Origin of the sequence: Cellulomonas sp. GbtcB1 (assembly GCF_019091725.1) — a bacterium.
GTDB lineage: Bacteria > Actinomycetota > Actinomycetes > Actinomycetales > Cellulomonadaceae > Cellulomonas.
In genome coordinates, this window is the sequence record NZ_JAGXJG010000042.1 from 21,764 (window position 1) to 39,528 (window position 17,765).

The following is a 17,765-nucleotide window of genomic DNA, read 5'->3' on the forward strand; positions in this document are numbered from 1 at the left end:
CGGTCGGGATCGTTGGCATCCGATCGGGTGAGCCGGTTGGCCCCGGCGGCCGGACCTGGCTAGAGTGGGCCACGCCCTCGGTCGCCTGCCCCCTGCGCGGCCGAGGGCTTCTTCATGCCCGGGACGCGCCGGCGGCTCAGCGCTCGCGCCACTCCACGGCGCCGCACAGCGTGCAGCGCGCGACGACCATCCCGAACCGCAGCGGGCTCGTGTCGAGGTGCCAGCCGGGGCGGGTGCACGACGGCGCGTGCTCGGCGGGGTCGAGCGGGTGCAGCGGGCGGCGCGCGAGGGTCGCGGTCATGGTGGGCCTCCAGTCGGTGTCGACCGCCATGTTCGACCGCCGCCCGCCCGATGTGAGCGGTCCCGCGCCGTCGTCTGGGTGCTGACACCCTCCTGCCGCGGAACCGCCATCCGTCGGACACCGCGCGGCCACCGGTGGGCCGCGCAGTGTCCGCGCGCCGCCGCGCACCGCCCGCGTCAGAGCACCAGCCGCTCCAGCAGGCCGAACTCCGGGTAGGGCTGGTCCCAGTCCCCGAAGTGCCCGTCGTCGCGCACGACCAGGGTGCCGCCCAGCCGGTCGAGGAGCTCGCGCCCCTGGGTCGCGTCGCAGCCGTACGGGTCGACCACCGAGTTCACGTAGACCAGGTCGCCGGCGTGCGCGCGGATCCGCTCCCAGTCGTACGACTCCTGCAGCACCGGTTCCTCGGCGTCGTTCGGCCGCCGCCAGTACCCCGCGACCAGCACCGCCTGCGCCACGGGCGCGTCGAGGTGCTCCAGCACGGCCAGCAGCAGCGCCGCTCCCCCGGAGTGCCCGACCAGGACGGTGTCGGCGTCGAACCGGTGCGCGGCGAGCACCCGCGGCAGGAACGTCGCGACGGGCTCGACGTTGAGCTCCGGGTACGCCGGGCGCTCGACGGCGTAGCCGCGCGCCTCCAGCCGGCCTGCCAGCCACGGGTACCAGACGTTCTCGGGCCGGCCGCCGGTGCCGTGGAACACGATCGCGCGCGTGGGCATGGCGCTCAGTGTGGCCCGGTGCCCAGCTCCCGCGCCACGAACTCGACGGCCTCGCGGTCCTGCTCCGGCCCGCCGGACTCGTGCCCGTTGTACCGCCAGACCCGCAGCTCCTTCGGCCCGCCCCACGCGCGGTGCGCCGCCACGACGGTCGACGGCGGCACGATCACGTCCATCAGCGCGACCGAGAACCGGGCCGGCGCCTGCCCGCGCCGCGCGAGACCGACGCCGTCCACGTAGGACAGCGTGCGCAGCACCCGGTCCTCCGCGCCGCGGTGCACCCGCAGGTACTCGACCACCTCCGCGAACGGCCGGTTGTCGGTGATCCCGACGGCCCGGGCGACGTCGCACAGGAACGGCACGTCCGCGACGACGGCGGAGACGTCCGCGAGCGCGCCGGCCGCGATCGCCATCGCGCCGCCCTGGCTGCCGCCGACCACCGCCACCCGGTCCGGGTCGACGCCGGGCAGGGCGCGGGCCGCGTCGACGGCGCGCACGGCGTCGGTGAGCAGCCGCCGGTAGTAGTACGTCTCGGGGTCCTCGATCCCCCGGGTCATCACGCCGGGCGCCTGCGGGCCGGTGCCCCACGGGTCGGGCGTCTCGCCGCGGCTCCAGCCGGAGCCCTGGCCGCGGGTGTCCATCTGCAGGTGCGCGAAGCCGGACGATGACCACAGCAGGTTCTCCCACGGCGCGCCGCGGCCGCCGCCGTAGCCGACGTACTGCACGACGACCGGCAGCGGGCCGGCGACGCCGGCCGGGCGGCGGTACCAGGCGCGCACCGGGTCGCCGCCGAAGCCGGGGAACGTCACGTCCCAGACGTCGACCGTGGTCAGCGGGGTCGGCTCCGCGACGAGCACGGGCGGCGCGTCGTGCCGGCGGCTCTCGGCGAGGGTGCGGGCCCAGAACTCGTCGAGGTCGGCGGGCTCCACCAGCGCGCTCGCGTGGTCCCAGAGGGCGGGCTCGGGCAGGTCCTGGAACACGGGTCTCCTGTCGGTGGTCCGGGTCGCGTCGGTGCGGTCGTCCGGGTGCGTCAGCGCACCGGCGAGTACACCACGGACCGGACGTGCGCCACGGTCGTCGTCGGCCGGCCCGCGCTGGTGGCGAGCACGCCCGCCCACAGCCCGAGGAACCCGCCGGTCGCGACGCTGTCGAGGGTCCGGGCGTCCGCTGTGGCGACGAGCACCGGGGCGTCGTCGCCGGCGCCCGCGAGCAGCCGGAGCTCGGGCCCGCGGGCCTCCAGCCGGAGCGTCAGCTCGACGTCGGCCGGCGCCTCCAGCCCGGCCTCGCCGAGCACGCGCTCCGCGGCGCCGCCGCGCACGTGCCGCACCCGCGCGGTCCGGGCACCCGCGGGACCGGCCGTCACCGCGAGCAGCACGTGGTCCTCCTCCGACTGCCGCACGGCCAGCGCCACCTCCTCGCCCTCGTCGAGGTCGGCGGCGACGCGGACCGCCAGGTCGGCCTCGGGGTGCTCGAGCCGCAGCCCGAGGTACGCGGGCACGTCGAGGTCGGCGAGGGTCGCCGGGCGCAGGGGCAGGTCCCAGCCGTCGCCGGCGGGGGTCGCCACGTCCCCGGGCAGGGCGCGCACGGCCGTCCACCGGAGGTCCCCGGGCGGCACCGGCCCGGACTGCCGGCCGGACACCACCCGGTCGCCGGGCCAGCCCGGGACCTCCGGGACCTCGACCACCGGTGGGATCCGGCCCACGCCGGGCGCGAGCACGGGCCAGCCGTCCTCCCAGGCCACGGGCACCAGGAACGTCTCCCGGCCGAGCGGGTAGTGGTACCCGCCGGAGGTGCGCATCGCGAGCAGCACCGCCCACCAGGAGCCGTCGGGCGCCTCGACCAGGTCGGCGTGCCCGGCCGCCACGACGTCGACGCCGCGGCCCAGGTGCCGGTGGGTCAGCACCGGGTTCGAGGGGTTCCCGCGGTAGGGGCCCTCGACCGCGTCTGCGCGCGCGACGCACACCGCGTGGTGCACCTCGGTCCCGCCCTCGGCGGCGACCAGCAGGTACTCCCCGCCGACCCGGTACAGGTGCGGCCCCTCGGCCCAGACCGCGCCGCGGACCGCCCCGGTCCAGATGACGTGCTCGGCGCCGACCAGGGCGCGGGTCGCGGGGTCGAGCTCCCGGAGCCACACCTCGGTCTGGCCCGGCCACTCCGGCTCCCGCGCGGGACGGGTCGCGAGCACCCACGCCCGGCCGTCGTCGTCGAAGAACAGCGACGGGTCGATGCCGTCCCCGCCGAGCCACGCGGGCTCGGACCACGGGCCGGCCGGGTCGGCCGCGGTCACCAGGAAGTGGCCGAGGCCGGGGCGCCGCTCGTCGGCCGCCGCGCCGTCGGCCCGCTGGTCCACGAGCGTGCAGACGACCCAGAACAGCCCGTCGTGGTGCCGGATCGTCGGCGCGTACAGCCCGCTCGACGACGGCAGCCCGGACAGGTCGAGCTGGCGCCGCACCGCGTGCCCCACCGGCTCCCAGTGCGCGAGGTCGCGGCTGCGGAACACCGGCAGGCCGGGCAGGTACTCGAAGGTCGACGTCACCAGGTAGTAGTCGTCGCCCACCCGGCACACCGACGGGTCCGGGTGGCAGCCCGGGAGCACCGGGTTGGCGACGGCCGTCACGGGGCGGTGACCTTCACCTCGACGACGCGCGGGTCGGCGGCGGTCACCTCGTGCACGCCGCCGGTCACGGCGACCACGCGCCGCTCCGTGGCGGTGCCGGCGACCGCGCGCTCGGCGCGGGCGCGGGCCATCCGGATCGCGCCGTTGGTGCCGGCGACCTCGGCCGAGCGGGCCGCCGCCTCGGCGTGCGACGCCACCCAGACCTGCACGTCACCGGGCTCGACCACCCGGGTCAGCCGGCGGTCGGCGAACGCGAGCCGCGTCGTCGGCACCCGGAACGTCACCCGGCGGGACTCCCCCGGCGCGAGGTCGACCCGCGCGTAGCCGAGCAGCTGCGCGACCGGGCGGGTCACCGTCGCGACGACGTCGTGGCCGTACAGCTGGACGGTCTCGGTACCCGCGACGGCGCCGACGTTCGTCACGGTGACCGCTGCCTCAAACGAGCCCGCCGAGTCGACGGACGGGTCCACGGCGAGGTCCCCGTACGCGAAGTCGGTGTAGCCGAGCCCGAAGCCGAACGGCCGCACCGGGGTCGGGTCGGTCGACGTGACGTCGGACGGCCCGCCGAGCACCGGGTGCAGGTACCGGTACGGCTGCGTGCCGGCGGACCGCGGCAGCGACACCGGCAGCCGGCCGGACGGGTTCACCGCGCCGGTGACCACGTCGGCGATCGCGTCGCCGCCGCCCTCGCCGGGGAAGAACGCCTGCAGCACCGCGGCCGGGCGGGGGCCCTCGCCGTCCAGTGCCCAGCCGATCGCGTACGGGCGGCCGGTCAGCAGCACCAGCACGACCGGGGTGCCGGTCGCCACCAGGGCCTCGACCAGCTGCCGCTGCACGCCGGGGAGCTCGAGGCTCTCGGCGTCGTTGCCCTCGCCGACGGTGCCGCGCCCGAACAGGCCGGCCTGGTCGCCGACCACGACGACCGCCACGTCGGCGCCCGCCGCCGCCTCGACCGCCGCCGCGAAGCCGGAGGTGTCGTCGCCCTCGACCGCGCAGCCCTCGGCGTGCACGACCTCGGGGCCGTCGGCACCGTCGGCGCCGTCCCCGAGCGCCGCCGCGAGCGCCTCGCGCACGCTGCGGATCTCGAAGCCCAGCGGCACACCGGGGTGGTGCGCCAGCACGTGGTTGGCGAACGAGTAGCAGCCCATCAGCGCCTCGGGCCGGTCGGCGTTCGGGCCGACGACGGCGACGCGGCGGGGCGCGGACGGCGTCCCGGCGGCCGCCAGCGGCAGCACGCCGTCGTTCGCCAGCAGCACGACCGACTCCTGGGCCAGCCGGCGCGCGAGCTCGCGCTGCCGGGGCGAGTCGAGGTCGACCTCGGCCGGCGGCTCGTCCGCGAACGCGTCCGGCTCCAGCAGGCCGAGCTCCTCCTTCTGCGCCAGCACCCGGAGCACGGCGCGGTCGACCAGCCGCTCGTCGGTCAGGCCCGCGCGCAGCCGCTCGATCAGCGGCTCCAGGTACGCGTCGCCGGTCGGCAGCTCGACGTCGATGCCGGCCTCCAGCGCGAGCGCCGCCGCCTCGCCGCGGTCGGCCGCGACCCGATGCATGACCTCGAGGAACGCCACGGCGAAGTAGTCGGCGACCACGACGCCGTCGAAGCCCCACTGCTCGCGCAGCAGGTCCGTGAGGTACTCGGCGCTCGCCGCCAGCGGGACGCCGTCCACGTCGACGTAGGAGTTCATCACCGAGCGGGCGCCGCCGTCGCGGACCGCCATCTCGAACGGCGGCAGGTACACGTCGAGCAGCTCGCGCGGCCCGGCGCTCACCGGGGCGTGGTTCCGGCCGGCCGCCGACGCCGAGTAGCCCACGAAGTGCTTGAGGGTCGCGTGCACCCCCGCCTCCTGCAGCCCGCGCACGTAGGCGGTGCCGATGGTGCCGACCAGGTACGGGTCCTCGCCGATGCACTCGTCGACACGGCCCCAGCGGGGGTCGCCGACCACGTCGAGCACCGGCGCCAGGCCCTGGTGGATGCCGAGCTCGCGCATCGAGTCGCCGATCGCCCGGGCCGCCTCCTGCACCAGCTCGGGGTCGAACGACGCGCCCCACGCCAGCGGGGTCGGGTAGCTCGCGGCCTGCCAGGCGGCCAGGCCGGTCAGGCACTCCTCGTGCACCAGCGCGGGGATGCCCAGCCGGGTCTCGCGCTGCAGCCGGCGCTGCTCGGCCCACAGCCAGGCCGCGCGCTCCACCGGGTCGACCGGGCGGGTGCCGTACACCCGTGTGTAGTGGCCGAGGCCGTGCCGGGTGATCTCCGGCAGCTGCCCGGAGTCCTTCTGGCCCGCGGCCATCTCGGACTGCATCGGGGCGACGGTGCCGTTCTGGTCGAGCCAGTAGCCGACCAGCTGGGCCAGCTTCTCCTCGAGCGTCATCCGGGCGTGCAGGTCGCGGACCCGGTCGGAGACGACGGGCATCGCGGGGACGGGCGGGCCGGCGGGCGCGGGTGCGGCGTCGGGGCGGGCGGAGGCGGGCGCCGCAGCCGGGGCGGCGGTGCCGGTGGTGTCGGACACGCGGGGGTGCTCCTGTTCGGGGACGTGCGGGTGGCGGGCGGGGCGGCGGGGCGGCGCAGGGGCGCCCCGCCGCCGGCCTCAGCCCTTGACGGCGCCGGTCAGACCCCCGACGATTCTCCGCTCGAAGAGCGAGAAGAAGATCAGCGCGGGGATCATCGACAGCGACGTGAACGCCAGCACCCGGGCGGTGTCGACGGAGTACTGCGAGGCGAACGCCTGGACGCCCAGCGGCAGGGTGTACTGCCCCTCGTCGTTCAGGATGAACAGCGGCAGCATGTAGCTGTTCCAGCTCGCGACGAACGCGAGGATGCCGACCGTGACGACGCCCGGGACGGACAGCGGGACGACCATCCGGAAGAAGAACCCGAGCCGGCTGGCGCCGTCGATCGAGGCGGCCTCCTCCAGCTCCTTCGGGATGGCCCGCAGGAACGGCACCAGGATGATGATCGTCGTCGGCAGCGCGAACGCGATCTGCGGCAGGATGATGCCGGCCAGGCTGTTCATCAGCCCGAGCTGGCGGATCATGATGTACAGCGGCGTGATCGCGACCGTCATCGGGAACATCAGACCCGCCGCGAACAGCGAGTACATCGCGCCGCGGCCCTTGAAGTCGTACCGGGCGAGCACGAAGCTCGCCATGACGCCGAGGATCACCACGCCGATCGTGGTGGCGATCCCGCAGATCGCGGAGTTGGCGAACTGCTGCCAGAACAGCGAGCTCGTCAGCACCTCGGCGTAGTTGCCCCACTCCCAGGTCGTCGGGAACCCGGCCGGGTCGACCGTGATCTGCGAGTTGGTCCGCAGGCCGCCGAGCACGATGTACGCGACGGGCCCGATGCAGATCCCGACGAGCAGCCACGCGACGACGTAGACCATCGGGTTGACGCGCTCGAGCGAGCGGCCGCGCCGACGGCGGGGCTCGGGGCGCGAGGCGGGCAGCGGCGGCGCCTGGAGCGCGGTGGCGGCCATCACTTCTTCCTCTCGGTGAGCGCGCCCTCGGTGTCCCGGCGGAGCACGAAGCGCTGGTAGGTCAGCGCGATGACCAGCGAGATGAGGAACAGCACGACCGCGACGGCGTTGCCGAAGCCGTAGTTCCCGGCCAGGCGGCCGTTGGACACCATGTAGGTGGCCATCGTCGACGTCCCGGCGGTCGCGGAGACGTACTGCCCCCAGATGATGTAGACGAGGTCGAACAGCTGGAGCGACCCGATGATCGACAGGAACGCCCAGATCCGGATGGTCGGGCCGAGCAGCGGCAGGGTGATCGAGCGCTGCGCCTGCCAGTAGGAGGCGCCGTCGATCGCCGCGGCCTCGTGCAGCTCCTCGGGGATCGACTGCAGGCCCGCCAGGAACAGGATCACCGCGAAGCCGATGTACTTCCAGGTGATGATCAGCATCAGGGACCAGATGGCGATCTTCGGGTCGGCCAGCCAGTCGGCCGTCAGCGCGCCCAGGCCGATCTTCTCCAGCAGGTCGTTCACGGCGCCCGTGGTCTGGAGCATGAGGCTCCAGCCGGTGCCGACGATGACCTCGGAGATCACGTACGGGACGAAGATCAGCACCCGGATCAGCGAGCGGCCGCGGATCTTGCGGTTGAGCAGCAGCGCCAGGATCACGGCCGCCGGCCCCTGCAGGACCAGGGACATCACGACGATGAAGCCGTTGTGCCGCAGCGCGTCGTGGAACGTCGGGTCCTTGAGGATCGCGACGTAGTTGTCGAGCCCGACGAAGTCGGTCGGCGGACCGAAGCCCTTCCACTTGAAGAAGCCGTAGTACGCCGCCATGACGACGGGGAAGATCACGAACGCCAGGAAGACCAGGATGGCCGGTCCGGACAGGAGGCCGATCTCGAGCCGCTGACGCCAGCTCCCGCGCCGCCGGCGCGGGCGGGGCGCCGGGGACGGTGCCACGACGGCACCGTCCCCGGCCGCCGAGCGACCCTCGGGCGACGAGATGACCAGCGGGCCCACGCCCTGCGAGTCGCTCATGGTGCTGCTACTCCTTGGCCGCCGCGGCGTTGACAGCCTCGACGATCTTGTCGGGGCTGCCGCTGCCGGCGAGCATCTCGACGACGCTGGTGTTGAGCGCGTTGCCGACGTTCTGGCCGAACAGGGTGTCGAGCCAGACGGACACGTAGGCCGCGTCGTTGTAGGAGGCCAGGACCTCCTGGAGCGCCGGGTCGGTCACGACGGACTGCGCGTCCTTGCTGGCGGGCAGGGTCACGAACGCCTCGGCGTAGCCCTCCTGGTTCTCCTTCTCGGCGATGAAGTTGAGGAAGTCGGCGCACGCGGCGGGCGCGTCCACGAAGCAGGTGAAGCCGTCGACGCCGCCCATCATCGCGGTCGGGTCGCCGTCACCGCCGTCCACGGCCGGGAACGGGAACCAGCCCAGGTCGGCCAGCGGCTCCTGCTCCGGCGTCAGGTTGGCGATGACGCCCGGGTCCCAGGCACCCATGAGCTCCATGGCGGCCTGGTGGTTGGCGATGAGGCCCGCGGAGGAGCCGGCGCCCTGCTGCGCGGTGGTGGTCAGGTAGCCGTCGTTGAACGGCTCCGTCCCGGCGAAGTCCTGCAGGTCCTCGCCCGCCTTCGTCCAGCACGCGTCGTCGAAGGACATGTCCTTGGCGGCCTGCGCCATGGTGTCCTGCGAGCACTCGCGCAGCGCGAAGAAGTAGTACCAGTGCGCGGCGGGCCACGCGTCCTTGGCGCCCAGCGCGATCGGCTGGATGCCCGCGGCCTTGAGCTTGTCGACCGCGGCGCTCAGCTCGTCGACGGTCGTCGGGGTCTCGGTGATGCCGGCCTGCTGGAACAGGTCCTTGCTGTAGTAGATGCCGCCGGGGAGCACGGCGGTCGGGACGCCGTACACGCCGCCGTCGACGGTGAACGCCGCCAGGGACGCCTCGCCGAGCGCGTCGCGCGTCTCCTGGGTGAGCGCGTCGCTCAGGTCCATGGCCTGGCCGGCCTCGACGACGTCGGCCAGCTTGCCGCCGCCGCGCGCCATGAAGATGTCCGGCGCGTCGCCCGAGTTCAGCGCCGTCTGGAGCTTGCCGTCCATGTCCTCGTTCTGGATGGACTGGATGTTGATCGTGACGCCCGGGTTGGCCTCCTCGAACGCCGCGACGGTGTCCTCCCAGTAGGCCTTCCCGTCGCCCGTCGTCGAGTTGTGCCAGAACGTCATGGTGACGTCCCCGCCGTCCTCGCCACCGGACCCCGAGTCGCCGCCGCCGCAGGCGGCCAGGGTCATGGCCGCGACGATCGCCGCGGCCGTGACCGCCAGCGTCTTCCGTGCCTTCATGATCTGCCCTCTTCGTTGAGTTGACCGTGGTCCTCCCCGCCGGGGCCGGACCGGTTCGCCGTCGGCGGGTGACCGCCGCGCGTCGTGCTCCTGACGCCGGTCCCCGCGTCTGCGCCGGGGCCGGACCTGCTCGTCATCAGTGACTGCACGAGGGACTCTGGCAGCCGTCGCGACGACGTGTCAACCGTTGTCGATAACGTTTTAGCAACCTAGGATCACGGCCATGGCACAGCGGGTGACGATCACCGACGTCGCCCGCGAGGCCGGTGTCTCGGTGGCGACGGTCTCGAAGGTGGTCAACCAGCGGGACGGCATCGCGGCCGGCACCGCGACGCACGTGCGCGCCGTCGTCGACCGGCTCGGCTACGAGTCGAGCCTCGTCGCGCGCGGGCTCCGCTCGCACCGCACCGGCGTCATCGGGGTGCTGGTCGCGGAGTTCGAGCCGTTCAGCTCCGAGATCCTCAAGGGCGCCGGCGCGGCCCTCCGGGACACCGAGCACGCGCTGCTCGCCTACACCGGCGGCGGCTCCGGCCGGGCCGGCTGGGAGCACCGCTACCTCGCGCGCCTCAGCGGCACCCTGATCGACGGTGCCGTGCTGGTGACCCCGACGGTCCTGCACCCCGGGTCCCCGGTCCCCGTCGTCGCCGTCGACCCGCACGCGGGCCCGGGCGGCCTGCCGACCGTCGACTCCGACAACCTGCACGGCGCCGTCCTCGCCGTCCGGCACCTGCTGGGGCTCGGCCACCGGCGGATCGGGTTCCTCGGCGGGCGCACCGACCTCGAGTCCTCGCGGCTGCGCGAGGCGGGCTACCGCGCGGCGCTCGCCGAGGCGGGCATCCCCGTCGACCCGGCGCTGGTGCACGTGGCCGAGTACCGCCGCGACGCGGCCGACGCGCCGACCGCGGCGATGCTGGCGCTCGACGACCCGCCGACCGCGCTGTTCGCGGCCAACGACCTGTCCGCCATGGGCATCCTGGACGCCGCCGCGCGCCTCGGGGTCCGGGTGCCGACCGACCTGTCCGTGGTGGGGTTCGACGACGTGCCCGAGGCCGCCGCCACGACCCCGCCGCTGACGACCGTGCGGCAGGAGATCCAGGGGCTCGGGCGGGCTGCGGTGGCGATGCTGCTGGGGCTGCTCGGGGCCGACGGCGGCCCGGGCGCGGCGGCGGAGCACCGGCGGCTGCCGACGCAGCTGGTGGTCCGCGGCACGACGGCGGTCCCGCGCCGCTAGGTGGTGCCGGCGCCGCACGCCCGGCGTGCGACGCCGCCGGCCCGGCGCCGCCGGACGTCGAGTGCCTACGCGACACGTCGAGTGCCTATCCGCTGGGTAGGCACTCGACGTGTCGGCTATGCACTCGGCGGGCGCGGGCGGCGGGCAGGGCGGGCCGGGCGGGCGCAGGCGGGCGGGCAGGGCCAGCGCGGGCCCGTCAGGCGGCCGGGAGGACCACGTGCAGGGCCGCCCAGGCGCTGACGGTCGCGAGCGTCGTCCACAGCACGATCGCCACCGCCTGCCACAGCAGCACCCAGCTCTTGCGCACCCCCGAGGCGACCAGCGTCGCGGCCGTGAGCTGGGTCGGGAGCGCGAGCGGTCCGAGCAGGCTCGCGCCCGGGACCCCGAACCGGACGAGGTAGCGGCGCAGGCGCTGCCGGCCCTTGGACTCCGGCCGGGCAGGCGCGACGGCCGTCGCGGTCCCCGTGCTGCCGGGTGCACCGCCCGCCACGAACGCGGCGCCCGTCGACGCCGCGGCCTCCGCGTCCGCCGCGGCCCGGCGGGCCGTGACCCGGGCGCGCACGCCCGAGCCGAGCGAGACGACGGCGAGCACGCACAGGAAGTTGCCCGCCGCGGCGGCGACCGCCGCCCGCACCGGGTGCAGGCCGCCGAGGACGCCGAGCAGCGCGCCGCCCTCCCCCTCGACGAACGGGACGGCGCCGGCGAGGGCGACCACCAGCGGCTGGACGAGCTCGGGGACGTGGGCCAGCAGGTCCTGCAGGCCCTGGACGACTCTCTCGACAGGGTTCACGGTGCGACTCCCTCGGGTGGGCGGGACGGTGCGCGGGCGTGCGCGCCCCGGGCGCCGGCACGGTGGCCGGCGCCCTGGCGGGGCGCGGGTGGGGCGGGCTGGTGCGGGGTGGGTCAGCGGGCCTGGCCGGCGGCGGTCGCGGTCACGACCATCGTCGCGAGCGCGGCGACCACGGTGCGGCGGACCGCCTCCGCGGCCTCGGCGGTCCCGCGGTCGGCCTCCTGGAGGGCCCGGCCGCGGTCGTGCACCGCGCCGGACCACGGGATCTCGCGGTGCAGCGCGGGCAGGGAACCGCTCGCGGAGATCAGCCCCGCGAGCGCGGCGGTGCGGGCGTCGGGCTCGGCGCCGTCGACCAGCGTGGCGCGCACGGCGGCGACCAGCTCCGCGCGGCGGGGCGTCCCGCCGTCCGCGAGCGCCGTCACGGGCAGCAGGCCGAGCACCTTGCGCCGCTCGCGCCGCAGGTGCCCGCGCTCGACGAGCCGGTCCACGGTCGCCGGCCGCAGGACGGGCCCGGTCTCGACGATCAGCTGCTGCACGTCGACGGGCGAGCGGGCGACCCGCTCCCAGGTGGGGCGCAGCAGCGCGTCGGCGGGCGGCACGTCGCCGCGGGCCGTGACGGGGCGGCCCCGCCAGGTCGGCGTCGCCGCGACCTCCACCCGGTCCTGCTCGGCGAGGTCGACGAGCACCGCGCCGGCGAGCACGTGGAACAGCGGCACCCCCTCGCCGTGGAACACCCCGTTGCGGGGGTCGAACAGCAGCAGGAGCAGGTCCTCGGCGAGCGTCGGGGGCACGGGGTCGGTCGGGTCGGTCGAGTGGCTCGGGGCGGTGCTCATCGGTCCTCCTCGGTGGGCGGCGCGAGGTCCTCCGGCGCGCTCTGCGCCCGGATCTGCTCCGCGCGGGCCAGGGTCCGCAGCTGCGCGGGGTTGTACAGGTGCGCCATCGCGGGCAGCACCGTGCGGCGGGCCTCCTCGGCGCCGCGCAGGCCGAACGCGCCGGGGTCGCGCACGGAGGCGTACCGCTCGCGGGCCTCCGCGATCACCCGGGCGAGCCGGACGGCCAGCGCCTCCACCGTCGTGTCGTCCGCGTCCGGGGGCAGCGCGTCGAACTCGTCGTCCCCGTCGGAGCGGGTCTGCATCATGTCCCGCAACTCGGCCATGGCCCGCTCGTCGAGCACGCGCGACCAGATGAGCAGCATGGCCCGGTCCGCCTCCGACAGCGGGCCGGCCACCTCGGCGAACCCCTCGGGCACGTCGACGGGGGCGCGGTCGCGCAGGACCACGGCGAGCTCCGCCCGGACCCGCTGCAGCCGCTCGATCGTCGCGGCGAGCTCGGCGTCCAGCACGCGGATGGCGTCGTCGGGCCGCTGGTCCGCGCCGCACAGCGCGGCGATCTGCGCGAGCGGCAGCCCGAGGTCGCTGAGCCGCTTGATCTGCAGCAGGCGCACCAGGTGCGGCACGCGGTACTGCTTGTAGCCGTTGCCGGCGCGCTCGGGCTCCTCGAGCAGCCCCACCTCGTGGTAGTACCGCACGGCCTTGACGGTCGTGCCGGCCAGCTCGGCGAGCTGCCGGGTGCTCCACGCGCGGCCGGCGGCCTCGGATGCGTCCATGGGGACCAGTGGAAACCGTGCCCCCGGGGCAGGGTCAAGAGGTCCCGGGCGGGCGGCCGTCCCGGGCTGCGAGACTCGTCGCTCACGACGAAGGAGGACCCTGTGGTGGATCTCGACCTGGCGGCCGCGCTCGCGGACGGCCGCACGGAGTACGAGAAGATGGTGGCCGGCGACTGGTACCGCTACCGGTCCGGCCCCGAGCTGGCGGACCTGACGACGAGCACCCAGCGCACCTGCCGCCGGATCACCGCCCTCTACGACGAGGACCGGGCCGCGGCGGAGGCGCTGTTCCGCGACCTGCTGGGCACCGTGGGCGAGGGCGTCGACTTCCGCCCGCCGTTCTACCTGGACTACGGCCACCGCCTGCACCTCGGCGACCGGACGTTCGTGAACGCCGACTTCCTGACCCTGGGCGGCGGGGAGATCCGGATCGGCGCGGACGTGCTGATCGGCCCGAGCGTCCGGCTGTACACCCCGACGCACGTGCTGGACCCGGAGCTGCGCCCGCAGGGCTGGGAGCGCGTCTCGTCGATCACGATCGAGGACGGGGTGTGGCTGGGCGGCAGCGTCGTGGTGTGCCCGGGCGTGACGATCGGGGCGCGGTCCGTGGTGGGCGCGGGCTCGGTCGTCACGCGGGACGTGCCGCCGGACGTCGTCGTGGCGGGGAACCCGGCGCGGGTCGTGCGGTCGCTGCTGCCCGAGGGCTGAGCGGGCGGTCCGGAGCCCCCTGTCGGATTCGAACCGACGACCTGCTGTTTACAAGACAGCTGCTCTGGCCAGCTGAGCTAAGGAGGCGTCGCGCTCCCGCGGGAGCGCGGCGCCCAGCCTACCGGCCGGGTCAGGGCTGCGGGTCGAGGGCGTCGTACCGCCAGAACCCGCGCTGCGCCCGCACGAGCACCCACAGGATCACGACGCAGGCGAGGCCCCCGACGACGGCCGCCCCGCCCTCGCCGAGCGTGCCCGACAGCCAGCCGAGCAGCAGCTCGCCGAGCCGGGGCCCTCCGGCGACCACCACGACGAACACGCCCTGGAGCCGCCCGCGCATGTCGTCCGGCGTCGCGGTCTGCAGGATCGTCTGCCGGAACACCGCGCTGACCGCGTCGGCCGCGCCGGCGGCGGCGAGCGTGACGACGGCCAGCGCGAGCGCGGCCCACAGCACGTGGTCCGGCGCGGACCGCCCGGCGGCGACGAGCACCGCGCCGAACGCCGCGACGGCGAGGCCCCAGATCGTGATGGCGACGACGATGATCCGCCCCTGCCAGCGCACACGCGCCAGCCCGCCGGAGAACAGCCCCGCGAGCATGGCGCCCGCGGCGACCGCCGCCGTGAGCACGCCCGCGGTCGTCTCGCCGCCGCCCAGGTAGACCAGGCCGACCGCCGGGAACAGCACGCGGGGCGACGACGTGATCATGGCCACCAGGTCGACCAGGAACGTCATCCGGACGTTGGGCCGGGTGCCCAGGTACCGCAGGCCGTCGAGCACGGACGCGAGGCCGGCCCGGGACCGGCGGGTCTCCGACGGCTCCGGGAGGATCGGCGGGAGCCGCAGCAGCGCGGTGAACGCGAAGGTGAACAGCAGCGCGTCGAGCGTGTAGACGATCCCGTAGTCGAGCAGCGCGACCAGCCCGGCGCCGAGCAGCGGGCCGAGGGTGAGCGCGACGTTCCAGCCGACCGTCTGCAGCGCGTTCGCGGCGGGCATCAGCCGTGGCTCGAGCAGGCGCGGGATGATCGCCGACCGCGCGGGGCTGTTCACGGCCCCGGTGCCGGACTGCAGCGCGACCAGCGCGTACAGCACGCCGACGTGGGTGTTGTCCGACCAGCCCTGGATCGCCAGCCCGACGGTGGCGACCCAGCTCACCGCGGACGCGACCAGCGCGACCTTGCGGCGGTCGGCGTGGTCGACGATCGCGCCGCCGTACAGGCCGAACACGACCAGCGGGACCAGCGCGCACAGCCCGACGACGCCGACCGCGAAGGTCGACCGGGTCAGCTCGTACACCTGGAGCCCCACCGCGACGACGGTGAGCTGCGCGCCGAGGTTCGCGACCGAGAGGCCCCACCACAGCCGGCGGAACTCGGGGCTGACGCGCAGCGGGGTCACGTCCACGAGCAGGGAGGGCACCGCGGGAGTCTACGTGCGGTCTACAGCGATCCGCCCGGGGCGTCCCGCGGGCCGGGACGCGCGAGGCCCCGGCGCCCGGGTGCGTGCCCGGGCCGCCGGGGCCTCGCGCGGTGGCGCGCCGTCCGGCGCGCGGGATCAGGCCCGGGTCAGGAGCCGACCGCCTGCAGCAGGGCGTTCGGGTCGGTCCAGTTCTCGGTCCAGATCTCGCCGTCGATGGTGATCGTCGGCGTGCCGAAGCTGCCGTTGGCCTCGTTCACCAGGTCGGGGTTCGCCGTGACGTCGTTGGTCGCGGACGTCACCCACTGCCCGTACTGGTCGAGCGCGCTGCCGTCGGCGATCTTGTCCGCGACGCTGCCGGACACCCCGGCGTCGCGTGCGATCGAGGCGATCTCCTCGTTGGTCAGGCCGTCGGTGCCCTCGTCGGGCTGGCCCGCGAACAGCTGCTCGTTGAACGCGGCGAACTGGCCGGGCGCCTCGTCGGCGACCAGGGCGGCCGCGGAGGCGGCCCGGGTCGAGTAGCCGGTGCCGTTCGAGTACCGGTTGAGGATCGCGATCGGGTGGTAGACCACGGTCGCGGTGCCCTCGGAGGCGAGCGAGATGAGGTTGTCGCCGTTCGCCTCCTCGAAGGCGCCGCAGGCGGGGCACATGTAGTCGAGGTAGACGTCGACGCGGGTCGTGCTGTCGTCGACCTCCCCGCCGACGCCCGAGGCGCTCACGGGGATGCCGCCCTCGGGCAGGGCGGTGCTCGGCACGTCGGTGACCTCGCTCAGCGGGGTGTCCGGGTAGTCCGGCAGGGCCTCGTCGCTGCTGCCGCCGCCCTGGGTGAGGACCCAGACGAGGACGCCGCCCAGCGCGAGGACCGCGACGGACAGCATGCCGATGCCCAGGAACCTGTTGCGCCGGTCGCGCTTGGCCTGCTGCTCGCGCAGGGCGCGCGCCTGCTCGCGGGCGGCGTCGCGCCGCTCGTTCTTCGACGGCCGGCCCTTGCCGGGGCTCGGGGTGGTGCTCATCTGTCCTGCTCTCCTTCGGTCGGGTCTGCTGCGGGTGCTCAGGCGAGCGCCGCGGGCGGACCCCGGTGCGGGTGCAGGGCGCGGGCCAGGACGGCCGGGCGCGGGTGGTGGGAGGAGCCCGCGGGCGCGGGGCGCGGGGCGCCGGCCGGGCGGGGGCGCACCGCCCGGGGCAGCGCGTGCAGCACGGCGCCGAGCACGGCCCGCACGGGGCCGGCGGCGCGGAGCAGCAGGGCGGCCAGGCCGAGGCCGAGCGCCCCGAGCGCCGCGTGCAGGGCGACGACGGGCAGGACGAGGCCGAGCGCGAGCACCGCGCCGTGCGACGCCTCGGGCGTCAGCGCGACGCCCGTCGGGCAGTCGGCCGCGTCCTGGAGCACGGCGAGCCGGACGCCCAGCAGGGCGAGCGGGCCGTCGATCGTCACGCACTGGTGCACGACGGTGCGCACGGCGCCGAGCCAGGCGGCGCCGCCGAGGACCGCCAGCGACGCGGCCGCGGTGAGCAGCGGCAGCAGGGCGGCGCGGGGCACCCGGCGCCGGGACGCGGCTCCGGGCGCGACGGGGCCGGGCACGCGCGGCGCGGCGGTCCCGGTCATGCCGGCCAGCGTACGGGGTGCCGCTGGACCGGACCCGGGTCTTCCGTGACCGGCCTGCGGGGATCCGGCGGAGACGCGCCGCCGGGGCGCCCGATCAGGCCCCGACGGGCAGCACCGGCGCCGCGAACGGCGCCCAGTCCACCAGCGTCCCCGTGGCCGCGAGCGCCACCAGCGCCCCCGCGCCGAGCAGCGCGAGCAGCACGACGACGGTCGCCCCGCCGCGCCGGGGCGCCACCCCGCCGAGCAGCCAGCGCGCCCCGTCCCGGGTGGTCCGGGCGGCGGGCCCCCACCACAGCCCCGCGAGCCCGGCGGCGGCCGCCACCACCAGCAGCGTCGCCACCGACTCCGGGGCGGGCGCGTCGTCCACCGCGCGCAGCGGCCCGGCCGCCAGCGCGCCCGAGCCGACGAGCCACCAGCCGACGCCGAGCACGATGACGACGAGGCTCGCGGCGACCAGCAGCGAGGGCAGCAGGGTCACGAGCGCGCGCAGCAGGTGCCACGGGCTGGACGCGACGGCGCGGAGCGGGTCCGACCGCCGGGCCCCGACCCGCTCGCGCCGGCGGCCGACCGCGTCCGCCACCGACCCGACCGTCCGGGCGAGCAGCACGAGCGGCACGAGCACGAGCAGCGTGGCGCCGGGGCGCACCGCGGCGCCGGTCAGCGCCAGCAGCCCGAGGGCGAGCAGGGTGCCGGTGCGCCGCGGCGGCTCGGGGGCGGGCGGCGGCCCGGCGTCCTCGCCGTCGGGCCACGCGCCGGGGTACGGCTCGGGGTGGTCGCCGTACGCCGGTCCGCCGTACCCGGCGCCGCCGTACCCCCCGCCGTCCGGCCCCGGTCCGCCCGCGCCGTACGGCCGGGTGTCCCAGGCCTGCGTCGGCGACTCGCCCGTGGCCCACCGGTCCTCCTCGCCGGTCGCGTCCCACGAGGGCGGCGCGGCCGACGACGGCGCGGCCGGGCGCGGCGGCACCGACGGCGGCGCGGGCGCGGCGGCGGGCG

Annotated in this window: 16 protein-coding genes, 1 tRNA gene and 1 pseudogene; 2 read left to right on the forward strand and 16 right to left on the reverse strand. The window is 75.9% G+C overall.

Translation table 11 applies throughout. The features are described 5' to 3' along the window. Positions 1-136 precede the first annotated feature (136 nt). From KVT14_RS14480 to KVT14_RS14515, 8 genes are all read right to left on the reverse strand, one after another. On the reverse strand, positions 137-301 hold the full coding sequence (locus KVT14_RS14480) for a hypothetical protein (RefSeq protein WP_168216972.1): 165 nt from the start codon (positions 299-301) through the stop codon (positions 137-139). 176 nt (positions 302-477) lie between these two features. Further along, positions 478-1,014, reverse strand: a complete 537-nt coding sequence (locus KVT14_RS14485) for an alpha/beta hydrolase (protein WP_217616309.1) — start codon at positions 1,012-1,014, stop codon at positions 478-480. Positions 1,015-1,019: 5 nt separating this feature from the next. Further along, positions 1,020-1,991 (reverse strand): acetylxylan esterase, encoded by a 972-nt coding sequence (locus tag KVT14_RS14490; protein WP_217616310.1) that lies wholly within the window; start codon positions 1,989-1,991, stop codon positions 1,020-1,022. 50 nt (positions 1,992-2,041) lie between these two features. Then, on the reverse strand, positions 2,042-3,628 hold the full coding sequence (locus KVT14_RS23485) for a glycoside hydrolase family 43 protein (protein WP_217616311.1): 1,587 nt from the start codon (positions 3,626-3,628) through the stop codon (positions 2,042-2,044). Continuing rightward, the gene (locus KVT14_RS14500; RefSeq protein WP_217616326.1) at positions 3,625-6,036 is read right to left on the reverse strand and encodes a glycoside hydrolase family 3 N-terminal domain-containing protein; all 2,412 of its coding nucleotides are present in this window, start codon (positions 6,034-6,036) and stop codon (positions 3,625-3,627) included. Before KVT14_RS14500 ends, KVT14_RS23485 begins: the two co-directional genes overlap by 4 nt. Positions 6,037-6,210: 174 nt before the next feature. Continuing rightward, complete coding sequence (locus KVT14_RS14505; protein WP_217616312.1) at positions 6,211-7,101, reverse strand: carbohydrate ABC transporter permease; 891 nt, start codon at positions 7,099-7,101, stop codon at positions 6,211-6,213. Beyond that, on the reverse strand, positions 7,101-8,120 hold the full coding sequence (locus KVT14_RS14510; RefSeq protein ID WP_217616313.1) for a carbohydrate ABC transporter permease: 1,020 nt from the start codon (positions 8,118-8,120) through the stop codon (positions 7,101-7,103). Before KVT14_RS14510 ends, KVT14_RS14505 begins: the two co-directional genes overlap by 1 nt. A gap of 7 nt (positions 8,121-8,127) precedes the next feature. Then, positions 8,128-9,423 (reverse strand): extracellular solute-binding protein, encoded by a 1,296-nt coding sequence (locus tag KVT14_RS14515; protein ID WP_217616314.1) that lies wholly within the window; start codon positions 9,421-9,423, stop codon positions 8,128-8,130. Between the two features lie 223 nt (positions 9,424-9,646). Between KVT14_RS14515 and KVT14_RS14520 the strand changes: the two genes are divergently transcribed. Further along, positions 9,647-10,654, forward strand: coding sequence for a LacI family DNA-binding transcriptional regulator (locus KVT14_RS14520; RefSeq protein ID WP_217616315.1), 1,008 nt, complete (start codon positions 9,647-9,649; stop codon positions 10,652-10,654). A 196-nt stretch (positions 10,655-10,850) separates the two neighbouring features. On the opposite strand, the gene KVT14_RS14525 is transcribed toward KVT14_RS14520, so the two are convergent. The 3 genes from KVT14_RS14525 to KVT14_RS14535 form a co-directional block, all read right to left on the reverse strand. Beyond that, entirely contained in the window at positions 10,851-11,444 is a 594-nt protein-coding gene (locus KVT14_RS14525; RefSeq protein WP_217616316.1) for a small multidrug efflux protein, read from the reverse strand. A 113-nt stretch (positions 11,445-11,557) separates the two neighbouring features. After that, entirely contained in the window at positions 11,558-12,277 is a 720-nt protein-coding gene (locus KVT14_RS14530; RefSeq protein WP_217616317.1) for a GPP34 family phosphoprotein, read from the reverse strand. Beyond that, on the reverse strand, positions 12,274-13,050 hold the full coding sequence (locus KVT14_RS14535; protein WP_217616318.1) for a MerR family transcriptional regulator: 777 nt from the start codon (positions 13,048-13,050) through the stop codon (positions 12,274-12,276). The genes KVT14_RS14530 and KVT14_RS14535 overlap by 4 nt, the downstream gene beginning before the upstream one ends. A gap of 105 nt (positions 13,051-13,155) precedes the next feature. Between KVT14_RS14535 and KVT14_RS14540 the strand changes: the two genes are divergently transcribed. Further along, the gene (locus tag KVT14_RS14540; RefSeq protein WP_217616319.1) at positions 13,156-13,758 is read left to right on the forward strand and encodes a sugar O-acetyltransferase; all 603 of its coding nucleotides are present in this window, start codon (positions 13,156-13,158) and stop codon (positions 13,756-13,758) included. Positions 13,759-13,771: 13 nt separating this feature from the next. On the opposite strand, the gene KVT14_RS14545 is transcribed toward KVT14_RS14540, so the two are convergent. The 5 genes and pseudogenes from KVT14_RS14545 to KVT14_RS14565 all read right to left on the reverse strand — a co-directional run. Next, a tRNA-Thr gene (locus KVT14_RS14545) sits at positions 13,772-13,845 on the reverse strand. Positions 13,846-13,888: 43 nt separating this feature from the next. Beyond that, the gene (locus KVT14_RS14550; protein WP_217616320.1) at positions 13,889-15,172 is read right to left on the reverse strand and encodes an MFS transporter; all 1,284 of its coding nucleotides are present in this window, start codon (positions 15,170-15,172) and stop codon (positions 13,889-13,891) included. A 146-nt stretch (positions 15,173-15,318) separates the two neighbouring features. Further along, on the reverse strand, positions 15,319-16,182 hold the full coding sequence (locus tag KVT14_RS14555) for a thioredoxin domain-containing protein (RefSeq protein WP_217616321.1): 864 nt from the start codon (positions 16,180-16,182) through the stop codon (positions 15,319-15,321). Positions 16,183-16,220: 38 nt separating this feature from the next. Next, on the reverse strand, positions 16,221-16,772 hold the full coding sequence (locus tag KVT14_RS14560; protein WP_217616322.1) for a hypothetical protein: 552 nt from the start codon (positions 16,770-16,772) through the stop codon (positions 16,221-16,223). A gap of 94 nt (positions 16,773-16,866) precedes the next feature. Further along, positions 16,867-17,765: pseudogene (locus KVT14_RS14565) on the reverse strand (hypothetical protein); the annotation flags it as partial.

Excerpts from the sequence above, each read along its gene's own strand:
- KVT14_RS14480 (WP_168216972.1), bottom strand. The coding sequence starts at position 301 with ATGACCGCGACCCTCGCGCGCCGCCCGCTGCACCCGCTCGACCCCGCC.
- KVT14_RS14485 (WP_217616309.1), bottom strand. The coding sequence starts at position 1,014 with ATGCCCACGCGCGCGATCGTGTTCCACGGCACCGGCGGCCGGCCCGAG.
- KVT14_RS14500 (WP_217616326.1), bottom strand. The coding sequence starts at position 6,036 with ATGCCCGTCGTCTCCGACCGGGTCCGCGACCTGCACGCCCGGATGACG.
- KVT14_RS14505 (WP_217616312.1), bottom strand. The coding sequence starts at position 7,101 with ATGGCCGCCACCGCGCTCCAGGCGCCGCCGCTGCCCGCCTCGCGCCCC.
- KVT14_RS14510 (WP_217616313.1), bottom strand. The coding sequence starts at position 8,120 with ATGAGCGACTCGCAGGGCGTGGGCCCGCTGGTCATCTCGTCGCCCGAG.
- KVT14_RS14515 (WP_217616314.1), bottom strand. The coding sequence starts at position 9,423 with ATGAAGGCACGGAAGACGCTGGCGGTCACGGCCGCGGCGATCGTCGCG.
- KVT14_RS14520 (WP_217616315.1), top strand. The coding sequence starts at position 9,647 with ATGGCACAGCGGGTGACGATCACCGACGTCGCCCGCGAGGCCGGTGTC.
- KVT14_RS14530 (WP_217616317.1), bottom strand. The coding sequence starts at position 12,277 with ATGAGCACCGCCCCGAGCCACTCGACCGACCCGACCGACCCCGTGCCC.
- KVT14_RS14535 (WP_217616318.1), bottom strand. The coding sequence starts at position 13,050 with ATGGACGCATCCGAGGCCGCCGGCCGCGCGTGGAGCACCCGGCAGCTC.
- KVT14_RS14555 (WP_217616321.1), bottom strand. The coding sequence starts at position 16,182 with ATGAGCACCACCCCGAGCCCCGGCAAGGGCCGGCCGTCGAAGAACGAG.
- KVT14_RS14560 (WP_217616322.1), bottom strand. The coding sequence starts at position 16,772 with ATGACCGGGACCGCCGCGCCGCGCGTGCCCGGCCCCGTCGCGCCCGGA.